Source organism: Pseudomonas sp. Irchel s3f10, from assembly GCF_900187515.1.
In the GTDB taxonomy this organism is placed as follows: domain Bacteria; phylum Pseudomonadota; class Gammaproteobacteria; order Pseudomonadales; family Pseudomonadaceae; genus Aquipseudomonas; species Aquipseudomonas tensinigenes.
In genome coordinates this window covers 19,571-35,664 of sequence record NZ_FYDZ01000023.1, presented here as the reverse complement: position 1 = coordinate 35,664, position 16,094 = coordinate 19,571, and the positions used below count along the sequence as shown (strand labels likewise).

At 61.1% G+C, this 16,094-nt stretch carries 14 protein-coding genes and 1 other RNA gene; all 15 read right to left on the bottom strand.

The genetic code is table 11. The annotated features are described in order from the left end of the window. Positions 1 to 8: 8 nt before the first annotated feature. Positions 9 to 875 carry a cell division protein FtsQ/DivIB gene (locus tag CKW17_RS28470; RefSeq protein WP_007916989.1) on the bottom strand — a complete coding sequence of 289 codons (867 nt, stop codon included), beginning with the start codon at positions 873 to 875 and terminating at the stop codon, positions 9 to 11. A 4-nt stretch (positions 876 to 879) separates the two neighbouring features. Next, entirely contained in the window at positions 880 to 1,839 is a 960-nt protein-coding gene (locus tag CKW17_RS28465) for a D-alanine--D-alanine ligase (RefSeq protein WP_095123205.1), read from the bottom strand. Then, on the bottom strand, positions 1,836 to 3,296 hold the full coding sequence (gene murC, locus CKW17_RS28460) for a UDP-N-acetylmuramate--L-alanine ligase (RefSeq protein ID WP_095123203.1): 1,461 nt from the start codon (positions 3,294 to 3,296) through the stop codon (positions 1,836 to 1,838). Before murC ends, CKW17_RS28465 begins: the two co-directional genes overlap by 4 nt. Then, the gene (gene murG, locus CKW17_RS28455) at positions 3,289 to 4,359 is read right to left on the bottom strand and encodes an undecaprenyldiphospho-muramoylpentapeptide beta-N-acetylglucosaminyltransferase (RefSeq protein ID WP_064392864.1); all 1,071 of its coding nucleotides are present in this window, start codon (positions 4,357 to 4,359) and stop codon (positions 3,289 to 3,291) included. The genes murC and murG overlap by 8 nt, the downstream gene beginning before the upstream one ends. Further along, positions 4,349 to 5,566 carry a putative lipid II flippase FtsW gene (gene ftsW, locus CKW17_RS28450; RefSeq protein WP_016987575.1) on the bottom strand — a complete coding sequence of 406 codons (1,218 nt, stop codon included), beginning with the start codon at positions 5,564 to 5,566 and terminating at the stop codon, positions 4,349 to 4,351. The genes murG and ftsW overlap by 11 nt, the downstream gene beginning before the upstream one ends. Beyond that, positions 5,563 to 6,909, bottom strand: coding sequence for a UDP-N-acetylmuramoyl-L-alanine--D-glutamate ligase (gene murD / locus CKW17_RS28445; protein ID WP_095123202.1), 1,347 nt, complete (start codon positions 6,907 to 6,909; stop codon positions 5,563 to 5,565). Before murD ends, ftsW begins: the two co-directional genes overlap by 4 nt. A gap of 5 nt (positions 6,910 to 6,914) precedes the next feature. Further along, positions 6,915 to 7,997: a phospho-N-acetylmuramoyl-pentapeptide-transferase gene (gene mraY, locus CKW17_RS28440; RefSeq protein WP_007917000.1), complete on the bottom strand. Its 1,083-nt coding sequence runs from the start codon at positions 7,995 to 7,997 to the stop codon at positions 6,915 to 6,917. Next, a complete protein-coding gene (gene murF / locus CKW17_RS28435) occupies positions 7,997 to 9,364 on the bottom strand; it encodes a UDP-N-acetylmuramoyl-tripeptide--D-alanyl-D-alanine ligase (RefSeq protein WP_095123200.1) in 1,368 nt (455 codons plus the stop codon). Before murF ends, mraY begins: the two co-directional genes overlap by 1 nt. Next, the gene (locus tag CKW17_RS28430) at positions 9,357 to 10,820 is read right to left on the bottom strand and encodes a UDP-N-acetylmuramoyl-L-alanyl-D-glutamate--2,6-diaminopimelate ligase (RefSeq protein WP_095123198.1); all 1,464 of its coding nucleotides are present in this window, start codon (positions 10,818 to 10,820) and stop codon (positions 9,357 to 9,359) included. Before CKW17_RS28430 ends, murF begins: the two co-directional genes overlap by 8 nt. Further along, on the bottom strand, positions 10,820 to 12,559 hold the full coding sequence (locus tag CKW17_RS28425) for a penicillin-binding protein 2 (RefSeq protein ID WP_176470136.1): 1,740 nt from the start codon (positions 12,557 to 12,559) through the stop codon (positions 10,820 to 10,822). The genes CKW17_RS28430 and CKW17_RS28425 overlap by 1 nt, the downstream gene beginning before the upstream one ends. Then, positions 12,559 to 12,852, bottom strand: a complete 294-nt coding sequence (ftsL, locus tag CKW17_RS28420) for a cell division protein FtsL (protein WP_095123194.1) — start codon at positions 12,850 to 12,852, stop codon at positions 12,559 to 12,561. The genes CKW17_RS28425 and ftsL overlap by 1 nt, the downstream gene beginning before the upstream one ends. Next, positions 12,849 to 13,796, bottom strand: coding sequence for a 16S rRNA (cytosine(1402)-N(4))-methyltransferase RsmH (rsmH, locus tag CKW17_RS28415; RefSeq protein WP_007917010.1), 948 nt, complete (start codon positions 13,794 to 13,796; stop codon positions 12,849 to 12,851). Before rsmH ends, ftsL begins: the two co-directional genes overlap by 4 nt. Next, positions 13,793 to 14,248: a division/cell wall cluster transcriptional repressor MraZ gene (gene mraZ, locus CKW17_RS28410; protein WP_007917012.1), complete on the bottom strand. Its 456-nt coding sequence runs from the start codon at positions 14,246 to 14,248 to the stop codon at positions 13,793 to 13,795. The genes rsmH and mraZ overlap by 4 nt, the downstream gene beginning before the upstream one ends. A 402-nt stretch (positions 14,249 to 14,650) precedes the next feature. Continuing rightward, positions 14,651 to 15,004: RNase P RNA component class A (gene rnpB / locus CKW17_RS28405), an RNA gene on the bottom strand. 73 nt (positions 15,005 to 15,077) lie between these two features. Next, the gene (gene rsmI, locus CKW17_RS28400) at positions 15,078 to 15,983 is read right to left on the bottom strand and encodes a 16S rRNA (cytidine(1402)-2'-O)-methyltransferase (protein ID WP_095123192.1); all 906 of its coding nucleotides are present in this window, start codon (positions 15,981 to 15,983) and stop codon (positions 15,078 to 15,080) included. Positions 15,984 to 16,094: the final 111 nt, after the last annotated feature.

Below are 16,094 nucleotides of genomic sequence, written 5' to 3'. Positions count from 1 at the left end.
GCCTCTTCTTAATTCTTTGCGACAGCGGGTTGGGCTGTCGTCGGCGCTACTGGTTCCCGCCAGCCAACAGCGAGGCCGTTGGCGTAGCGCAGATCGATGCGCGCAATGTTCGTAATCTGGTCTTTAAGCGTCTTGTCATAGATGGCGATAAAACGGCGCATCTTTTCCACCAGGTTGCCGCGTCCCAGCAGCAACTCGATGCCGGGGCCAGAACTGCCGGCACCGGTGGTCAGGAACCAGCTTCCGCGTTCACGCAGTTCCAGGCGTGCAATCGAAAAGCCCAACGGCCGCAGCATCTGGCTCAGCACCTGATACTGCTGCATCACTTGCTGCTGGGCCCGTTGTGGGCCGAACAGCTGTGGCAGGTGTTCGTAGTTCGCCAGCTCCTTTGGCGTAAACGCCTGGCCCTGGTTGTTCAGTAACGACTCATCGCCCCAACGCGCCACTGGCAGTTGCTCTTCGAGGCGGATCACCACCTGGTCCGGCCACACCCGACGTACTTCGGCGTGGGCGATCCACGGCATCTGCTCAAGCTCGGTGCGCATACCGGCCAGGTCGATGGTGAAGAAGCTCGACGCCACATATGGGGCGATACGCTGCTGCACCGCTTGCTGGCTGATGTAGCTCAGGTCGCCCTGCACGGCGATCTTGGTGATCGGCCGGTCGGCGTACGGCAGCAGACGCGTCGCGCCTTCGTAAGTACCAAAGCCCAGCACCACCAGCAGCACCGGCCAGAACAGACTTTTCAGAAAGCTGAAATTGGCTTTCGGCAGGCGCGCGGACATCGGCTCTTTCGCCACCATTCGGCTGGCACCCCGTGGCACCGGCTTGCGGCCGGGTGCGGGAGGCTGATGTCGGAGCTGAGCGCCTTGCATCGTCTTAACCTCGAGCGTCTTCAACACTGGCGGCCAGAATGGCCAGAACCAGTTGCTGGAAATCCAGACCGGCCGCACGCGCGGCCATCGGCACCAGACTGTGATCGGTCATGCCCGGAGCGGTGTTCACTTCCAGAAACCAGAACTGCCCGTCGGCGTCCTGCATCACGTCCGCCCTGCCCCAACCGGCAATACCCAGCGCCTCACAGGCCTTGGCCGTGAGATCCATGAGTTCCTGTTCCTTGGCGGCATCCAGCCCGCACGGAATGCGGTACTGGGTATCGTTGGCGATGTACTTGGCGTCGTAGTCGTAGAACGTGTGCGGTGTACCCAGGGCGATAGGAGGCAACACCTGGTCACGCAGGGTGGCGATGGTGAACTCCGGACCTTGAATCCATTGCTCAACCAAGACTTGCGAATCGTAGGTACTGGCCGCTTTCCATGCGTCGATCAACTCGGACGCAGAACTCACTTTGGCCATCCCGATACTTGAACCTTCATGCGCCGGTTTGACGATCAAAGGGAAGCCCAGTTCCGTCGCTGCCGAAATACAATCAGCTTCGCTGCACAGCACGGCGTGACGCGGCGTCGGAATCCCGAGGCTGTGCCAGACCTGCTTGGTGCGCAGTTTGTCCATCGCCAGTGCCGAAGCCAGAATGCCGCTGCCGGTGTACGGAATACCCGCCACTTCGAGCAGGCCCTGCATGGAGCCGTCTTCACCGCCACGGCCGTGAAGAATGATGAAGGCGCGGTCGATCTTTTCGCTGAGCAGACGTTGCAGAATGTCGTCGCCAACGTCGATGCCGAATGCGTCCACGCCAGCGCTTTGCAGTGCGTCGAGCACGGCGTTACCGGATTTCAGCGACACCTCACGCTCGGCACTCAGGCCGCCGAAGAGCACGGCGACGCGGCCGAAGTCTTTCGGCGCGATGGTGGAGAACAGGTTGGCGTAGGCAGCAGTCATTTCAACTTCCCCTCGACCGACGCCGCCACGGCGCCAGCGAACAATTCACTTTTCAACAGCTTCGGCGCGAGACCGCCGATATCACCAGCGCCCTGGCACAGCAGGATGTCGCCGGCACGCAGCAGCGGCTTGACCAGCGGCGCCAGATCGACGCCACGCTCGATGTAGATCGGGTCGAGCTGACCGCGCTGACGGATGCTGTTGCACAGCTTGCGGCTGTCGGCGCCCGGGATCGGCTCTTCGCCGGCCGGATAGACTTCCATCAGCAGCAGCACGTTGGCATCGGCCAATACATTGACGAAGTCGTCGTACAGATCGCGGGTGCGGCTGTAACGGTGCGGCTGGTACACCATCACCAGACGGCGCTCCGGCCAGCCACCGCGCACGGCTTTGATCACTGCGGCGACTTCGGTCGGGTGGTGACCGTAGTCATCGACCAGCATCACGTTGCCGCCGTCCACCGGCAGTTCACCGTAGACCTGGAAGCGTCGACCAACGCCCTGGAAACCCGACAGGCCCTGGACGATGGCTTCATCGCTGACGCCTTCGTCGGTGGCGATGCAAATGGTCGCCAGCGAATTGAGCACGTTGTGGTTGCCCGGCATGTTCACGGAAACATCCAGCGGCTCACGATCCGGACGTAACACGGTGAAGAAGGTCTGCATGCCTTGCTGGCGAATATTGATCGCGCGGACGTCAGCGTCTTCGCTGAAGCCGTAGGTCACGGTCGGACGTTTCACCAGCGGGAGGATTTCACGCACCACCGGATCGTCCAGGCACATCACCGCCAAACCGTAGAACGGCAGGTTGTGCAGGAACTCGACGAAGGTTTTCTTCAGCTTGTTGAAGTCACCGTCGTAGGTCGCCATGTGGTCGGCGTCGATGTTGGTGACCACGGCCACCAGCGGTTGCAGGTGCAGGAAGCTCGCATCGCTCTCATCGGCTTCGGCGATCAGGTAACGGCTGGTGCCCAGTTGGGCATTGGTGCCCGCGGCATTCAGACGACCCCCAATCACGAACGTCGGGTCCAGACCACCGGCGGCGAACACCGAAGCGATCAGGCTGGTGGTGGTGGTTTTGCCGTGCGTACCGGCGACGGCGATGCCGTGGCGATAGCGCATCAGCTCGGCGAGCATTTCTGCGCGCGGCACCACCGGAATGCGGCGCTCAAGCGCAGTCGCGACTTCCGGGTTGGAGGTGTTCACAGCGCTCGACACCACCAGCACATCGGCGGTCGCGGCGTTCTCGGCGCGGTGGCCGATATAGATGTGCGCGCCGAACGATTCCAGGCGCTCGGTGACCGGCGAAGCCTTCAGGTCGGAACCAGAGACTTCATAGCCCAGGTTCAACAACACTTCGGCGATACCGCACATGCCCACGCCGCCGATACCGACGAAGTGGATGCGACGGATGCGGCGCATTTCCGGTTGCGGCATGGCTTTCTGATTCTCAACCATGGGCCACCTCCAGACAGGTATCGACCACGCTACGGGTGGCATCGGGTTTCGCCAGACGGCGGGCCGCTTGGGCCATATCTTCGAGTCGTTGCGGTTGCATCAAGACCTCTGTCAGGCGCGCGGCAAGGTCCGCGGCACCAGTCGTTCTTTGCGGCATCAGGAAGGCAGCGCCTTCACGGGCCAAATAATCGGCGTTGCGGGTCTGGTGATCGTCGATCGCGTGGGGCAAAGGCACCAGCATCGAGGGCAGACCGGCGGCAGCCAGCTCACTGATGGTCAACGCGCCTGCGCGGCACACCACCAGGTCAGCCCAGCCATAGGCCTGGGCCATGTCTTTGATGAACGGCTGCACCTGCGCATCGACGCCGGCGGCGCGGTAGCGCTCTGCAGTCACTTCATCGTGGTTTTTGCCGGCCTGATGGAACACTTCCGGGCGCAAATCGGCAGCGACTTGGGCCAGGGCTTCAGGCAGCAACTTGTTCAACGGTTCTGCGCCCAGGCTTCCGCCGAGGATCAGCAAACGCGCTTTGCGACCGGCCAGGGCTGGTCGCGATGTGTCGAGGAACAGCTCGCTGCGCACCGGGTTTCCGGTGGTACGGCGGGTGTCCGACAGAGTAAAGGTGTCGGGGAACGCTTCACACACTCGGGCGGCGAACGGCACCAGCAACCGATTGGCGGTGCCGGCCACGGCGTTCTGCTCGTGAACGATCACCGGCACGCCGGCCAGTTTCGCGGCAAGACCACCGGGGCCAGTCACATAACCACCGAAGCCGACCACACACACTGGCTTCAAGCGACGAATGATCGCCCGCGCCTGCCACACCGATTTCAGCAGCATGAACGGCGCCTTGAGCAGCGACAGCTTGCCCTTGCCGCGCAGGCCGGTGGCGTTGATGCGGTGCAGTTCCAGCCCTGCGGCCGGCACCAGTTCGTTCTCGATCCCGCGTGGCGTGCCGAGCCAGTGCACGGTGTAACCGCGCGCCTGAAACTCGCGGGCACAGGCCAGCGCCGGGAACACGTGGCCGCCGGTTCCGCCGGCCATGATCAATACGTTAGCGCCCATGATTCGGCTCCTCGGCGAAGTCGCTCTCATGGAATTCCATCTCTTCACTGCCCAGGTGGGTTCGACTCTCCCACTCAATCCTCAATAACAAACCGAGGCAGGCACAGCAGATCACCAACGAACTGCCGCCGTAACTGAGAAACGGCAAGGTCAGACCTTTGGTTGGCAACAAGCCGACGTTCACGCCGATGTTGATCAGGAACTGACCAATCCACAGGAACGACAAACCGTAAGCCACATAAGCGGCGAAGAACTGTTTGGCTTTCTCCGCCCACAGGCCGATGTACATCCCGCGAATACACACGAACACGAACAGCGCAACGGTGCACAGCGAACCGACCGCGCCGAGTTCTTCGGCCAATACCGAGAAGACGAAGTCGGTGTGCGCTTCCGGCAGGTAGAACTGCTTCTGCACGCTGTTGCCCAGACCGACGCCCAGCCATTCGCCGCGACCGAAAGCGATCAAGGCTTGCGATAACTGATAACCGGCGCCGAACTGGTCGGCCCACGGGTCGGCGAAGTTGGTCAGACGCGCCATTCGATACGGCTGCATCTGGATCAACAGCACCACGGCGCCGACCGCCAATACCACCATCAGCGAGAAGCGGAACAGCCCGACCCCGCCAAGGAATAGCATCGCCGCCGCAGCGCCCATCATCACCACGGTGGCACCGAAGTCCGGCTCCATCAGCAACAGACCGGCCATTGGCAGCAGCACGATGAATGGCTTGAAGAAGCCCATCCAGCTCTCGCGCACTTCTTTCTGACGGCGCACCAGATAACCGGCGAGGTAGATCACCACGAACACTTTGGCGATCTCGGACGGCTGCACGTTGAAGAAGCTGAAACCGATCCAGCGCATCGAACCGTTCACTTCGCGACCGATGCCGGGGATGATCACCATCACCAGCAAGCCGAACGCACCGATCAGCATCAGCCAGCCGAGACGTTGCCAGGTGGCGATCGGAATCATCATGGTGACGATGCACGCGCCCAAACCGAGCACCACATAAATAAGGTGGCGAATCATGTAATACAGCGGACTGCCCGACTGCGCCGCCGCGACTTCGGTGGAAGCCGAGGCGATCATGATCAAACCGAGACCGAGCAGCGCCAAGCAACCGGCGAGCATCGGGAAATCGAGGTCGATGCCGCGCCCGGTGATAATCGGCGACGGGTACGGCTTGATGATATTGAACAGGCTCATGCCAGGTCCTCCACAGCGCGGACGAACTGGTGACCACGATCTTCATAGTTCTTGAACATGTCGAAACTGGCGCAGGCCGGCGACAGCAGCACCACATCACCCGGCTGGGCGGCGGCGCGGCATTGTGCGACGGCGTCGACCAGCGAGGTCGCGCGAATCAGCGGCACGGCATCGCCGATGGCTGCGCCGATCTTGTCGGAGTCGCGGCCCATCAGGATCACGGCGCGGCAGTTGGCCGCCACCGGATCACGCAGATCGTTGAATTCGGCACCCTTGCCATCGCCACCGGCGATCAGGATGACCTTGCCGTCGATATCCGCGCCCAAGCCTTCGATGGCGGCCAGTGCTGCGCCAACGTTGGTGGCCTTGGAATCGTTGTAGTAAGCCACGCCGTCGAGATCACGTACCCACTGGCAGCGATGTTCGAGACCGGCGAAGGTACGCAAGGCCGAGAGCATGGCGTCGAACGGCAAGCCCACGGCATGCCCAAGCGCCAATGCCGCGAGGGCGTTGGACTGGTTATGGGCGCCGCGAATCTTCAGTTCACGCACCGGCATCAGGTTCTGGAATTCGAAGGCCAGATACTTCTCGCCGTCTTCTTCGCGGATACCGAAGGCTTTGAAATCCGGTTTGCTCAGACCGAAGGTCCAGCACGGCTGGCCCTCGCCCATCAACGGACGGGTCAGCGCATCCTGACGGTTGACCACGAACTGCTTCGCGCCACGGAAAATCCGGTGCTTGGCCAGGTGGTACGCCGGCAGGCCGCTGTAGCGATCCATGTGGTCTTCGCTGATGTTCAGCACGGTGGCCACTTCAGCGTTGAGCTGGTCGGTGGTTTCCAGCTGAAAGCTCGACAATTCCATCACGTACAGCTCGACATCGTCGCTGAGCAGGTCCAACGCCGGGGTGCCGAGGTTGCCGCCGACGGCGACACGTTTGCCGGCCGCTGCCGCCATCTCGCCAACCAGGGTGGTGACGGTGCTCTTCGCGTTGGAACCGCTGATGGCCACGATCGGCGCCCGCGCGTTACGCGCGAACAGCTCGATGTCGCCGGACAGTTTCACGCCACGGGCCGCAGCGGCTTGCAGGGCCGGGGTCGCCAGTGCCAGGCCGGGGCTCACGTAGAGCTCGTCGGCACGGCAGAGGAATTCGACGTCCAGCTCGCCACAACGCACTTCCACGTGCGGATAGTCACGCTTGAGCGTGGCCAGTTCCGGTGGATTTTCCCGCGTATCGGCGACGGCAAACGACGTGCCCCGGTTCGCCAGGAAGCGAACCAGGGACATGCCGCTCTTGCCGAGGCCGACAACGATGCGGAAGTGGTCAGAAGCGATCAGAGACACTCGTTCTACCTCAGCTTCAGGGTGGCAAGGCCGATCAACACGAGAATCACGGTGATGATCCAGAAACGGACGATCACGCGCGGCTCGGGCCAGCCCTTGAGTTCAAAATGGTGGTGGATCGGTGCCATGCGGAACACACGGCGACCGGTCAGTTTAAAGGACGCAACCTGAATGACGACTGACAGGGTTTCCATCACGAACACGCCGCCCATGATGAACAGGACGATTTCCTGACGGACGATCACCGCGATGGTGCCCAGTGCCGCGCCGAGCGCGAGTGCACCGACGTCGCCCATGAACACTTGCGCCGGATAGGTGTTGAACCAGAGGAAGCCCAGACCGGCACCGATCAGCGCACCGCAGAACACGATCAGTTCGCCCGCACCCGGCACGTAAGGGATCAACAGGTATTCAGCGAATTTCACGTTACCCGACAGGTAGCAGAAGATGCCGAGGCCACCGCCGACCATCACGGTCGGCATGATTGCCAGGCCATCGAGGCCGTCAGTCAGGTTGACCGCGTTGCTCGAACCGACGATCACGAAGTAGGTCAGCACGATGAAACCGAGGCCCAGCGGAATGCTGTAGTCCTTGAGCATCGGCAGGATCAGCGTGGTTTCCACCGGGGTGGAAGCGGTCATATAAAGGAAGATCGCCGCGCCGAGGCCGAACACCGACTGCCAGAAATACTTCCAGCGGCTAGGCAAGCCACGGGAGTTCTTCTCGATGACTTTGCGGTAATCGTCGACCCAGCCGATGGCGCCGAACAACAGCGTCACCAACAGAACAGTCCAGACGTAGCGGTTGCTCAGGTCAGCCCAAAGCAGAGTGCTGACGCCGATCGAAGACAGAATCAGCGCGCCGCCCATGGTCGGGGTGCCCGACTTGGACAGGTGCGATTGCGGGCCATCATTACGAACGGACTGACCGATCTGACGGTTCTGCAAAGTGCGGATCATCCACGGGCCATAGCACAGCGACAAAACCAGCGCGGTCAGCACACCGAGGATCCCGCGCAGGGTCAGGTACTGAAAGACCGCGAAGCCTTTGTAGAACTGTTGCAGATACTCCGCTAGCAGCAGCAGCATTAATGTTTCTCCAGACTGGACCCGCACAGAGCCGCAACGATGTTTTCCATCGCTGCACTGCGCGAACCCTTGATCAAAATGGTGGTGTTTGTGTCCTGCTCGGCGTCGAGGGCCTGAATCAGTTCGGCTTGGCTGCCGAAGTGATGCGCCTGTTCACCGAAAGCGTTTACGGCGTGAACCATGTTTGGCCCAACGGCATAAAGCGCGGAAACCTTGCCCCGGGCGTACTCGCCCACGTCGCGGTGCCCCTGCTCCGCCCAATCGCCCAACTCGCCGATATCTCCGAGCACCAGGACGGTGCGGCCGGAAAAGCCGGCGAGTATATCAACGGCCGCGCACATTGAGGTGGGGTTTGCGTTGTAAGTGTCATCGATCACGCGCATGCCGTTTTTCGCCAGTTGCGCGACGGTGCGACCCTTGACCGGTTGCACGGCGCCAAGCCCGGTGGCGATGCCGAACAGCGACACGCCCAGGGCGTATGCGGCAGCGGCGGCGGCCATGGAATTGGCGACGTTGTGCGTGCCGAGCAGGTTCAGTTGAACGCGCTCGACACCTTCAGGTGTGTGCAGATTGAAGGCCGGGCAACCACGGGCATCGGTGCTCAGGTCGCTGGCGTAGAAATCCGCCTGAGGGTTGCTCAGGGCGAAGGTCAGCACTTTGCGCGCGCCCGCACGGGTTTTCCAGATACTGAAGGCCTTGTCATCGAGGTTGAGCACGGCGACGCCGTCAGCTGCCAGACCGTCGATGATTTCACCCTTGGCTTCAACGATTTTTTCCGGCCCGCCAAACTCACCAACGTGCGCGGTGCCGGCATTGTTCAGGATCGCTACGTGCGGTTTGGTCAGCCCGACTGTGTAAGCGATTTCGCCTAGACGCGAGGCGCCCAGTTCGATGACAGCCGAAGTGTGCTCCGGGGCCAGTTCGAGCAGGGTCAGCGGTGCGCCGAGGTCATTATTCAAGTTGCCACGGGTCGCCAGCACCGGGCCGCGCGTGCGCAGGATGCTCGCGAGCATTTCCTTGACCGTGGTCTTGCCACTGGAACCAGTGATCGCTGCGACTGGCTGAGTGAATGCAGCACGGTTCAAAGCACCCAATTGGCCGAGGGCCTGACGGGTGTCTTTGACCAGCAGTTGCGGCAGCGTGCTGTCGGCGACTTCACGCTCGACCAGCGCAGCGACGGCGCCTTTGCCAGCGACATCGTTCAGATAGTCATGACCGTCAAAACGCGGGCCGGTCAACGCAATAAACAGTTGGCCGGGCTGGATCGCGCGACTGTCGATGCTGACGCCGTCGAAGCTGGCATCGCCGGCGATCAAACGTGCGTCGAGCGCGTTGGTCAGTTCGCTGAGTTTCAGGGCCTTAAGCATGGGCCACCTCCCAAGCGGTCAGGGCGTGATCGGCCTCGACCAGATCGGAGAAAGCGTGGCGCTCGCCGTTGATTTCCTGATAGTCCTCATGACCTTTACCGGCCAGAACAATCACGTCATCGGCGGACGCGCCGGCTATCAGTTGTGCAATTGCCTGACCACGGCCGGCGACGAAGGTGACTTTATCCACAGCCGTGAAACCGGCGCGGATGTCATCGAAAATCACTGCAGGATCTTCGGTGCGCGGATTGTCATCGGTGACCAGTACCTGATCGGCCAGACGCTCGACCACTTCGGCCATCAACGGACGCTTGCCGCGATCACGGTCACCGCCGCAGCCGAACAGGCACAGCAGCTGACCTTTGACGTGCGGGCGCAATGCGCTCAGGACTTTTTCCAGCGCGTCCGGGGTGTGGGCGTAATCGACCACCACCAACGGCTGCGTGCCACCACCGAGACGCTGCATGCGACCGGCCGGGCCTTCGAGTTTCGGCAGTACTTTGAGAATTTCGTCGAGCGCGTAATCCAGGCCAAGCAATGCGCCGACTGCCGCCAGAACGTTGCTCAGGTTGAAGCGGCCGAGCAGCGTGCTGCGCAGATGATGTTCGCCCTGCGGGGTGACCAGCGTGGCGCGCACGCCATGGTCGTCGAACTGCGCTTCACGGCAGAACAGATAGGCACTGCTGTCGAGCAGGCTGTAGGTGATCAGGCGCGATTCACGTTTTTCAGCGGCCAGTTGCCGGCCGAAATCGTCGTCGAGGTTGACCACGCGGCACTTCAGATCATTCCAGGCGAACAGCTTAGCCTTGGCCTCGGCGTACGCTTCCATAGTGCCGTGATAATCCAGATGATCGCGGGACAGGTTGGTCATCACCGCGACGTCGAACGCCAGCGCCGTGACGCGGCCCTGATCCAGACCGTGAGACGAGACTTCCATGGCCACGGCTTTGGCGCCGGCCTTTTTCAGGTCGCCCAGGGTCGCTTGCACAGCGATCGGATTCGGCGTGGTGTGCAGACCGCTTTCCAGCGCGCCATAGAAACCGGACCCCAAGGTCCCGACGATGCCGCAATGCTGGCCGAGCAGATCCAGCGCCTGCGCAACCAATTGGGTCACGCTGGTCTTGCCGTTGGTGCCGGTCACGCCGATCAGATTCAGGTGATGGCTCGGCTCGCCGTAAAAACGCCCGGCGATGTCCGACAACTGCGCTGCCAGGCCTTTGACCGGAATCAGCGGCACGTCAGTGATCGGCAGCACCGTGGCGCCTTCCACTTCATAGGCCACAGCGGCAGCGCCGCGCGCCAGAGCATCGGCAATGTGCGCACGGCCGTCGAATTTACCGCCCGGCACAGCGAGGAACAAATCGCCTGCGCGTACGTTGCGGCTGTCCAGCGCCAATTCACGGATCAACAGATCGTGGCCGGCGTGGGGGAATATCTTGTTCAGACTTAATGACATCAGCCGCGCCCTCCATTGGCTTTCAGCGGAACGACCGGGGTGGCGTTGGCTTGTTGCGTCGTCGGCAGATTGTCCGGCGTCACGTTCATCAGGCGCAGGGTGCCGGACATCACACGGCTGAACACCGGCGCGGAAACCAGACCACCGAAGTAACCGGCCTTGGACGGTTCATCGATCACCACAACAATCGCGTATCGCGGATCGCTCATCGGGCCGAAACCGGCGAACAGCGAGCGATAAGAGTTTTCCGCGTAGCCCTTGGTGCCCACCGAGGTCTTACGCGCAGTACCCGACTTGCCCGCCACGTGATACGCCGGCACCTGCGCACGGAACACGCCGCGCGGCGCTTCGATCACTTGGGTGAGCATGCCTTGCAGGGTTTTCGCCACGGCTTCCGGCAGCACTTGCGTGGTCTGCGGCGGCTTGTCGGTTTTGATCAGGGTCAGCGGCGCGAGACGACCGTTGTTGGCCAGCGCCGAGAACGCGTGGACGAGTTGAATCGCGGTCACGGAAATACCGTAGCCGTAAGAAAGCGTTGCGGTTTCAGCCTTGCGCCAATCGCGGTAGTTCGGCAGGTTGCCGACACGTTCGCCCGGGAAGCCGAGGCCGGTGTCCTGGCCGAGGCCGACTTTCTGCGCGAGGCGGAAAATCGTTTCGCCGCCGATATCGAAGGCGACCTTACTCATGCCGACGTTACTGGAATTGATCAGGATGCCGGTCAGGTCGAGCACCGGACCTTCACTCTTGGAAACGTCCTTGATCGTGTATTTGCCAATCTGCAGGGAGCCCGGATACACCTCAACGGTGTCGCTCGGTTTCCAGCGGCCGGTTTCGATTGCGGCAGCCATCGAGATGGCTTTCATGGTCGAACCCGGTTCGAACACGTCGATCATCGCGCGGTTACGCATCATCGCCGGCTGCAGGTTGCGACGGTTGTTCGGGTTGTAGGTCGGCTGGTTGACCATGGCCAGAATTTCGCCGGTCTTGACGTCCATGATCACCAGACTGCCAGCCTTGGCGCCGTTCTCGATGATCGCGTTGCGCAGCTCGCGGTTGGCCAGATATTGCAAACGCAGGTCAATGGACAACGCCAAGGGCTTGCCGGCCTTGGCGTTTTTGGTGACCTGGACATCCTTGATCAGCCGACCGCGCCGATCCTTGATGACCTGTCGTTTGCCCGGCACCCCGGCGAGCCATTCGTCATAAGCCAGCTCGACACCTTCACGACCGTGATCGTCAATGTCGGTAAACCCGACCATGTGCGCGGTGACTTCACCGGCCGGGTAGAACCGGCGGAATTCTTCGATGCCGTAGACGCCCGGCACTTTCAGATCGAGCACAGACTGGCCCTGCTCGGGGGTCAGCCCGCGCACCAGATAAATGAATTCTTTGTTGGCCTGGGCTTCGAGGCGTTCGGTCAGGGCTTTCGGATCCTGACCCAGCGCGGCGGCGAGTGCCGGCCACTTCTCTTTCGCCGTTTGCATTTCCTTGGCGTTGGCCCACAGCGTGGTCACCGGCGTACTCACGGCCAAAGGCTCGCCGTTACGGTCGGTGATCAGACCACGGTGAGCGGGAATTGGAATGTGGCGCAGGCTGCGCGCGTCGCCCTGACCTTTGAGGAAGTCACGGTCGACCACTTGCAAGTCGATGATGCGCCAGCAGATCGCCGCGACCATGATGCCGAGCAGCGCCACCATCAGGCGGAAGCGCCATGGGAACAGTGCCCCTTCGAGTTTCATCATGGCGCCACCATCTTCACGTCAGCCGCGCCGGGGATGTGCATTTTCAGTTGTTCGGTGGCCAGCACTTCGATGCGGCTGTGCGCGGTCCAGGTGCTTTGCTCGAGAATCAAGCGCCCCCACTCGGCCTGCGCCTTATCACGCACGCTGAGTTCGTTATAAAGGGTGTTGAGCAACTGCCGGTTCCAGTGCGCGCTGTACGACACGGCAATGGCCGAGACGAGCACGCCGACAAACAGCAGCAGCATCAGAAAGCTGCCGCCGGGCAGTGGCTTGGCGAAAAGCTTGCTCACCGCAGCTTCTCCGCGACGCGCATGACGGCGCTACGGGAACGTGGGTTGGCTTTGAGTTCGGCGTCGGAGGCCGTCTGCGCTTTGCCATGGACTTTGATTTTCGGTTCGAACGCGACGTGGCGTACGGGCAGGTTGCGCGGCAGGTTGTCCGCTTCGCCTTTCACCAGCTTGCGCATGAACAGTTTGACGATGCGGTCTTCCAGCGAGTGGAAGCTGATCACCACCAGACGGCCGCCAACTTCCAGAGCGTCCAGTGCGGCTTCGAGGCCGGCTTCCAGATCACCCAGTTCGTTGTTGACGTGAATGCGCAAACCCTGGAATGCACGGGTGGCCGGGTTCTTGCCCTTTTCCCATGCCGGGTTGGCGACCTTCAATACTTCGGCCAGATCGGCAGTGCGCTCGAACGGCTTGATATCGCGACGCTCGGCCACGGCACGCGCCATGCGCCCGGAGAAACGCTCTTCGCCGTATTCCTTGAACACCCGGGCGATTTCCTCAGCCGGCGCGGTGTTGACGAATTCGGCAGCGCTGATGCCACGGGACGGATCCATGCGCATGTCCAGCGGGCCGTCGTTGAGGAAGCTGAAGCCGCGTTCAGCGTCGTCGAGCTGCGGCGAAGACACGCCGAGGTCGAGCAGAATACCGCTGACCTTGCCGCTCAGACCTTGTTCAGCGACGACGGAACCGAGCTCGGCAAAGCTGCGCTGCACAACGACAAAGCGGCCGTCTTCGGCCGCTAGCGTTTGCCCGGTGGCAATCGCTTGTGGATCTTTGTCGAATCCGATGAGCCGACCGTCCGTGCCGAGCTGGCTGAGGATCAAACGGCTGTGTCCGCCGCGCCCGAACGTACCGTCCAGATAGCAGCCATCAGGACGTACGGCGAGAGCCTCGACGGCTTCGTCAAGCAGTACGGTGATGTGGTTAAAGCCGCTATCAATAGTCACAGGATCAAATCACGCAGTTCATCAGGCATCGCGCCCGGTTGTTGAATAGCAGCAAGGTCAGCGGCAGATACCGCGTTCCATGCATCCTCGTCCCACAATTGGAACTTGTTCAGTTGGCCTACCAGCATCGCGCGCTTATCGAGCTTGGCGTATTCGCGCAGACGCGGTGGAACCAGAAAACGACCACTGCCATCGAGTTCGAGGTCGACGGCATTACCAATCAGCAAACGTTGCAGGCGACGGTTCTCTTCGCGAAGCGAAGGAAGCGCGCGCAACTTGGTTTCAATAATTTCCCACTCGTCGAGCGGATAGACACACAAACACGGATCAACGGCATCAATGGTCACGATCAATTGGCCGGAACTGCGCGAATCGAGCTCGTCACGGTACCGGCTCGGCATAGCGAGACGGCCCTTTGCGTCGAGACTGATAGCGTTAGCTCCGCGAAACACGTCTGCGTTTCTCCAATTTTTATCGTTTTGAGCTCAAAAAACCCACTTCATGCCACTTTCCGCCACTTGCGCACACTATAGGAATGCGCCCACCACACCGTCAAGGCGCGGATTAAAGGAAAACCCTTACAGAACGGAGATTTAGGAGCATAAAAGGAGGTGCAACGAGAATCTGGCGGATACTTTTGACCAATAACTTGATGCAGCACTGAAAGCTGCGCTCGAAAGTTAAAGTAATTTGTTAAGAGTAAGATTTTTTCGGTATTACAGAAGCGCTTCTGCTGTTGATTGAAGCAAGGTGGGAAATGGCTATTACTGCGTGTGCCGCTGCCGAACTTTCAGAGCAGGCCTGCTGATATTACACAGCCCTGTTGCCAATGATTCAAGCAGGGAAAGAAAAAGGTGGAGAGTCGATCTGTAAGCCGGGTTCTGTCTTGAACAGTCATTCGTCTACGATGGCCATCACTGGACATCTTTAGCAACCTACCCGGTCCCAGCGCGGGCCACGCCTTGGGACCCTATTTGGTCTTGCTCCAAGTGGGGTTTACCTAGCCACGAACTGTTGCCAGACGTGCGGTGCGCTCTTACCGCACCTTTTCACCCTTACCGGCGCCGAAGCGCTTAGGCGGTTATTTTCTGTGGCACTTTCCGTAGGCTCACGCCTCCCAGGCATTACCTGGCACTTCGCCCTATGGAGCCCGGACTTTCCTCCCCCCCCTAATTTTCATAGAGGGCAGCGACTGTCCGATCGACTCTCCGCCGCGAAGGTTAACGGCAGAGCGCCTGAAGAACAAGCGCTAAAAGCCTCAAGACCGCTATGGGCGACGGCTTACACGCCTTTCTGTTTATCCAGCGCGACCTGATACAGCACGTTTTTGCGCTCGCCGGTGATCTGCGCGGCCAACGCAGCGGCACGCTTGAGCGGCATCTCTTCAAGCAACAGATCGAGGATGCGCATCGCTTCGCTGCTGACGGCGTCTTCGGACTCCGGCGCCGTCCAGCCTGCCACCAACACTACGCATTCACCGCGCTGCTGATTGCTGTCGGATTCGACGAACGCGCGCAGCTCAGCCAGCGGCAGACCTTTTAGCGTCTCAAAGGTTTTGGTGATTTCCCGGGCGAGTAATGCCTGACGCTCACCGCCGAACACTTCTTCCATATCCTGCAGGCATTCAAGAATGCGGTGCGGTGCTTCATAGAAGATCAATGTGCGCGGCTCTTCCTTGACGGCTTCCAGTCGCGCCTTGCGCCCGACCGATTTGGCCGGCAGAAAACCTTCGAAGATGAAGCGGTCGGACGGCAGACCGGCCGCCGACAGTGCGGCGATAAGGGCGCAGGCACCCGGCACCGGCACCACATTGATCCCGGCCGCGCGCGCCTGGCGCACCAGGTGATAACCCGGATCGGAAATCAGCGGCGTTCCCGCATCGGAAATCAGCGCGACGTTGTCACCGGCCAGCAAGCGGGTAATAAAACGGCTACCTTCATCTCGTTCATTGTGTTCGTGACACGCGGCCAGCGGCGTGCCAATCCCGAAGTGCTGCATCAGGCGCGCCGAGTGACGGGTGTCTTCGGCAGCGATCAATGCCACTTCACGGAGGATCTTCAGGGCCCGGGCGCTGATGTCGTCCAGGTTGCCGATGGGCGTCGCCACCACATAAAGCGAGCCAGCAGCGGAATTCAGGGAACCTGGAGCAGTCAAAGCGCACACCTCGTGATCGGTAAAAGCGGCCATTGTAGCGCGTCACGAGGCTTGCGATGCGTTCAAGCCGAACCCGGTTTTGCACGCCGTTGTGCGCCGCCGCAACATTTACTCCAGCTAAATTGTCCGATTCACACTAGTAAC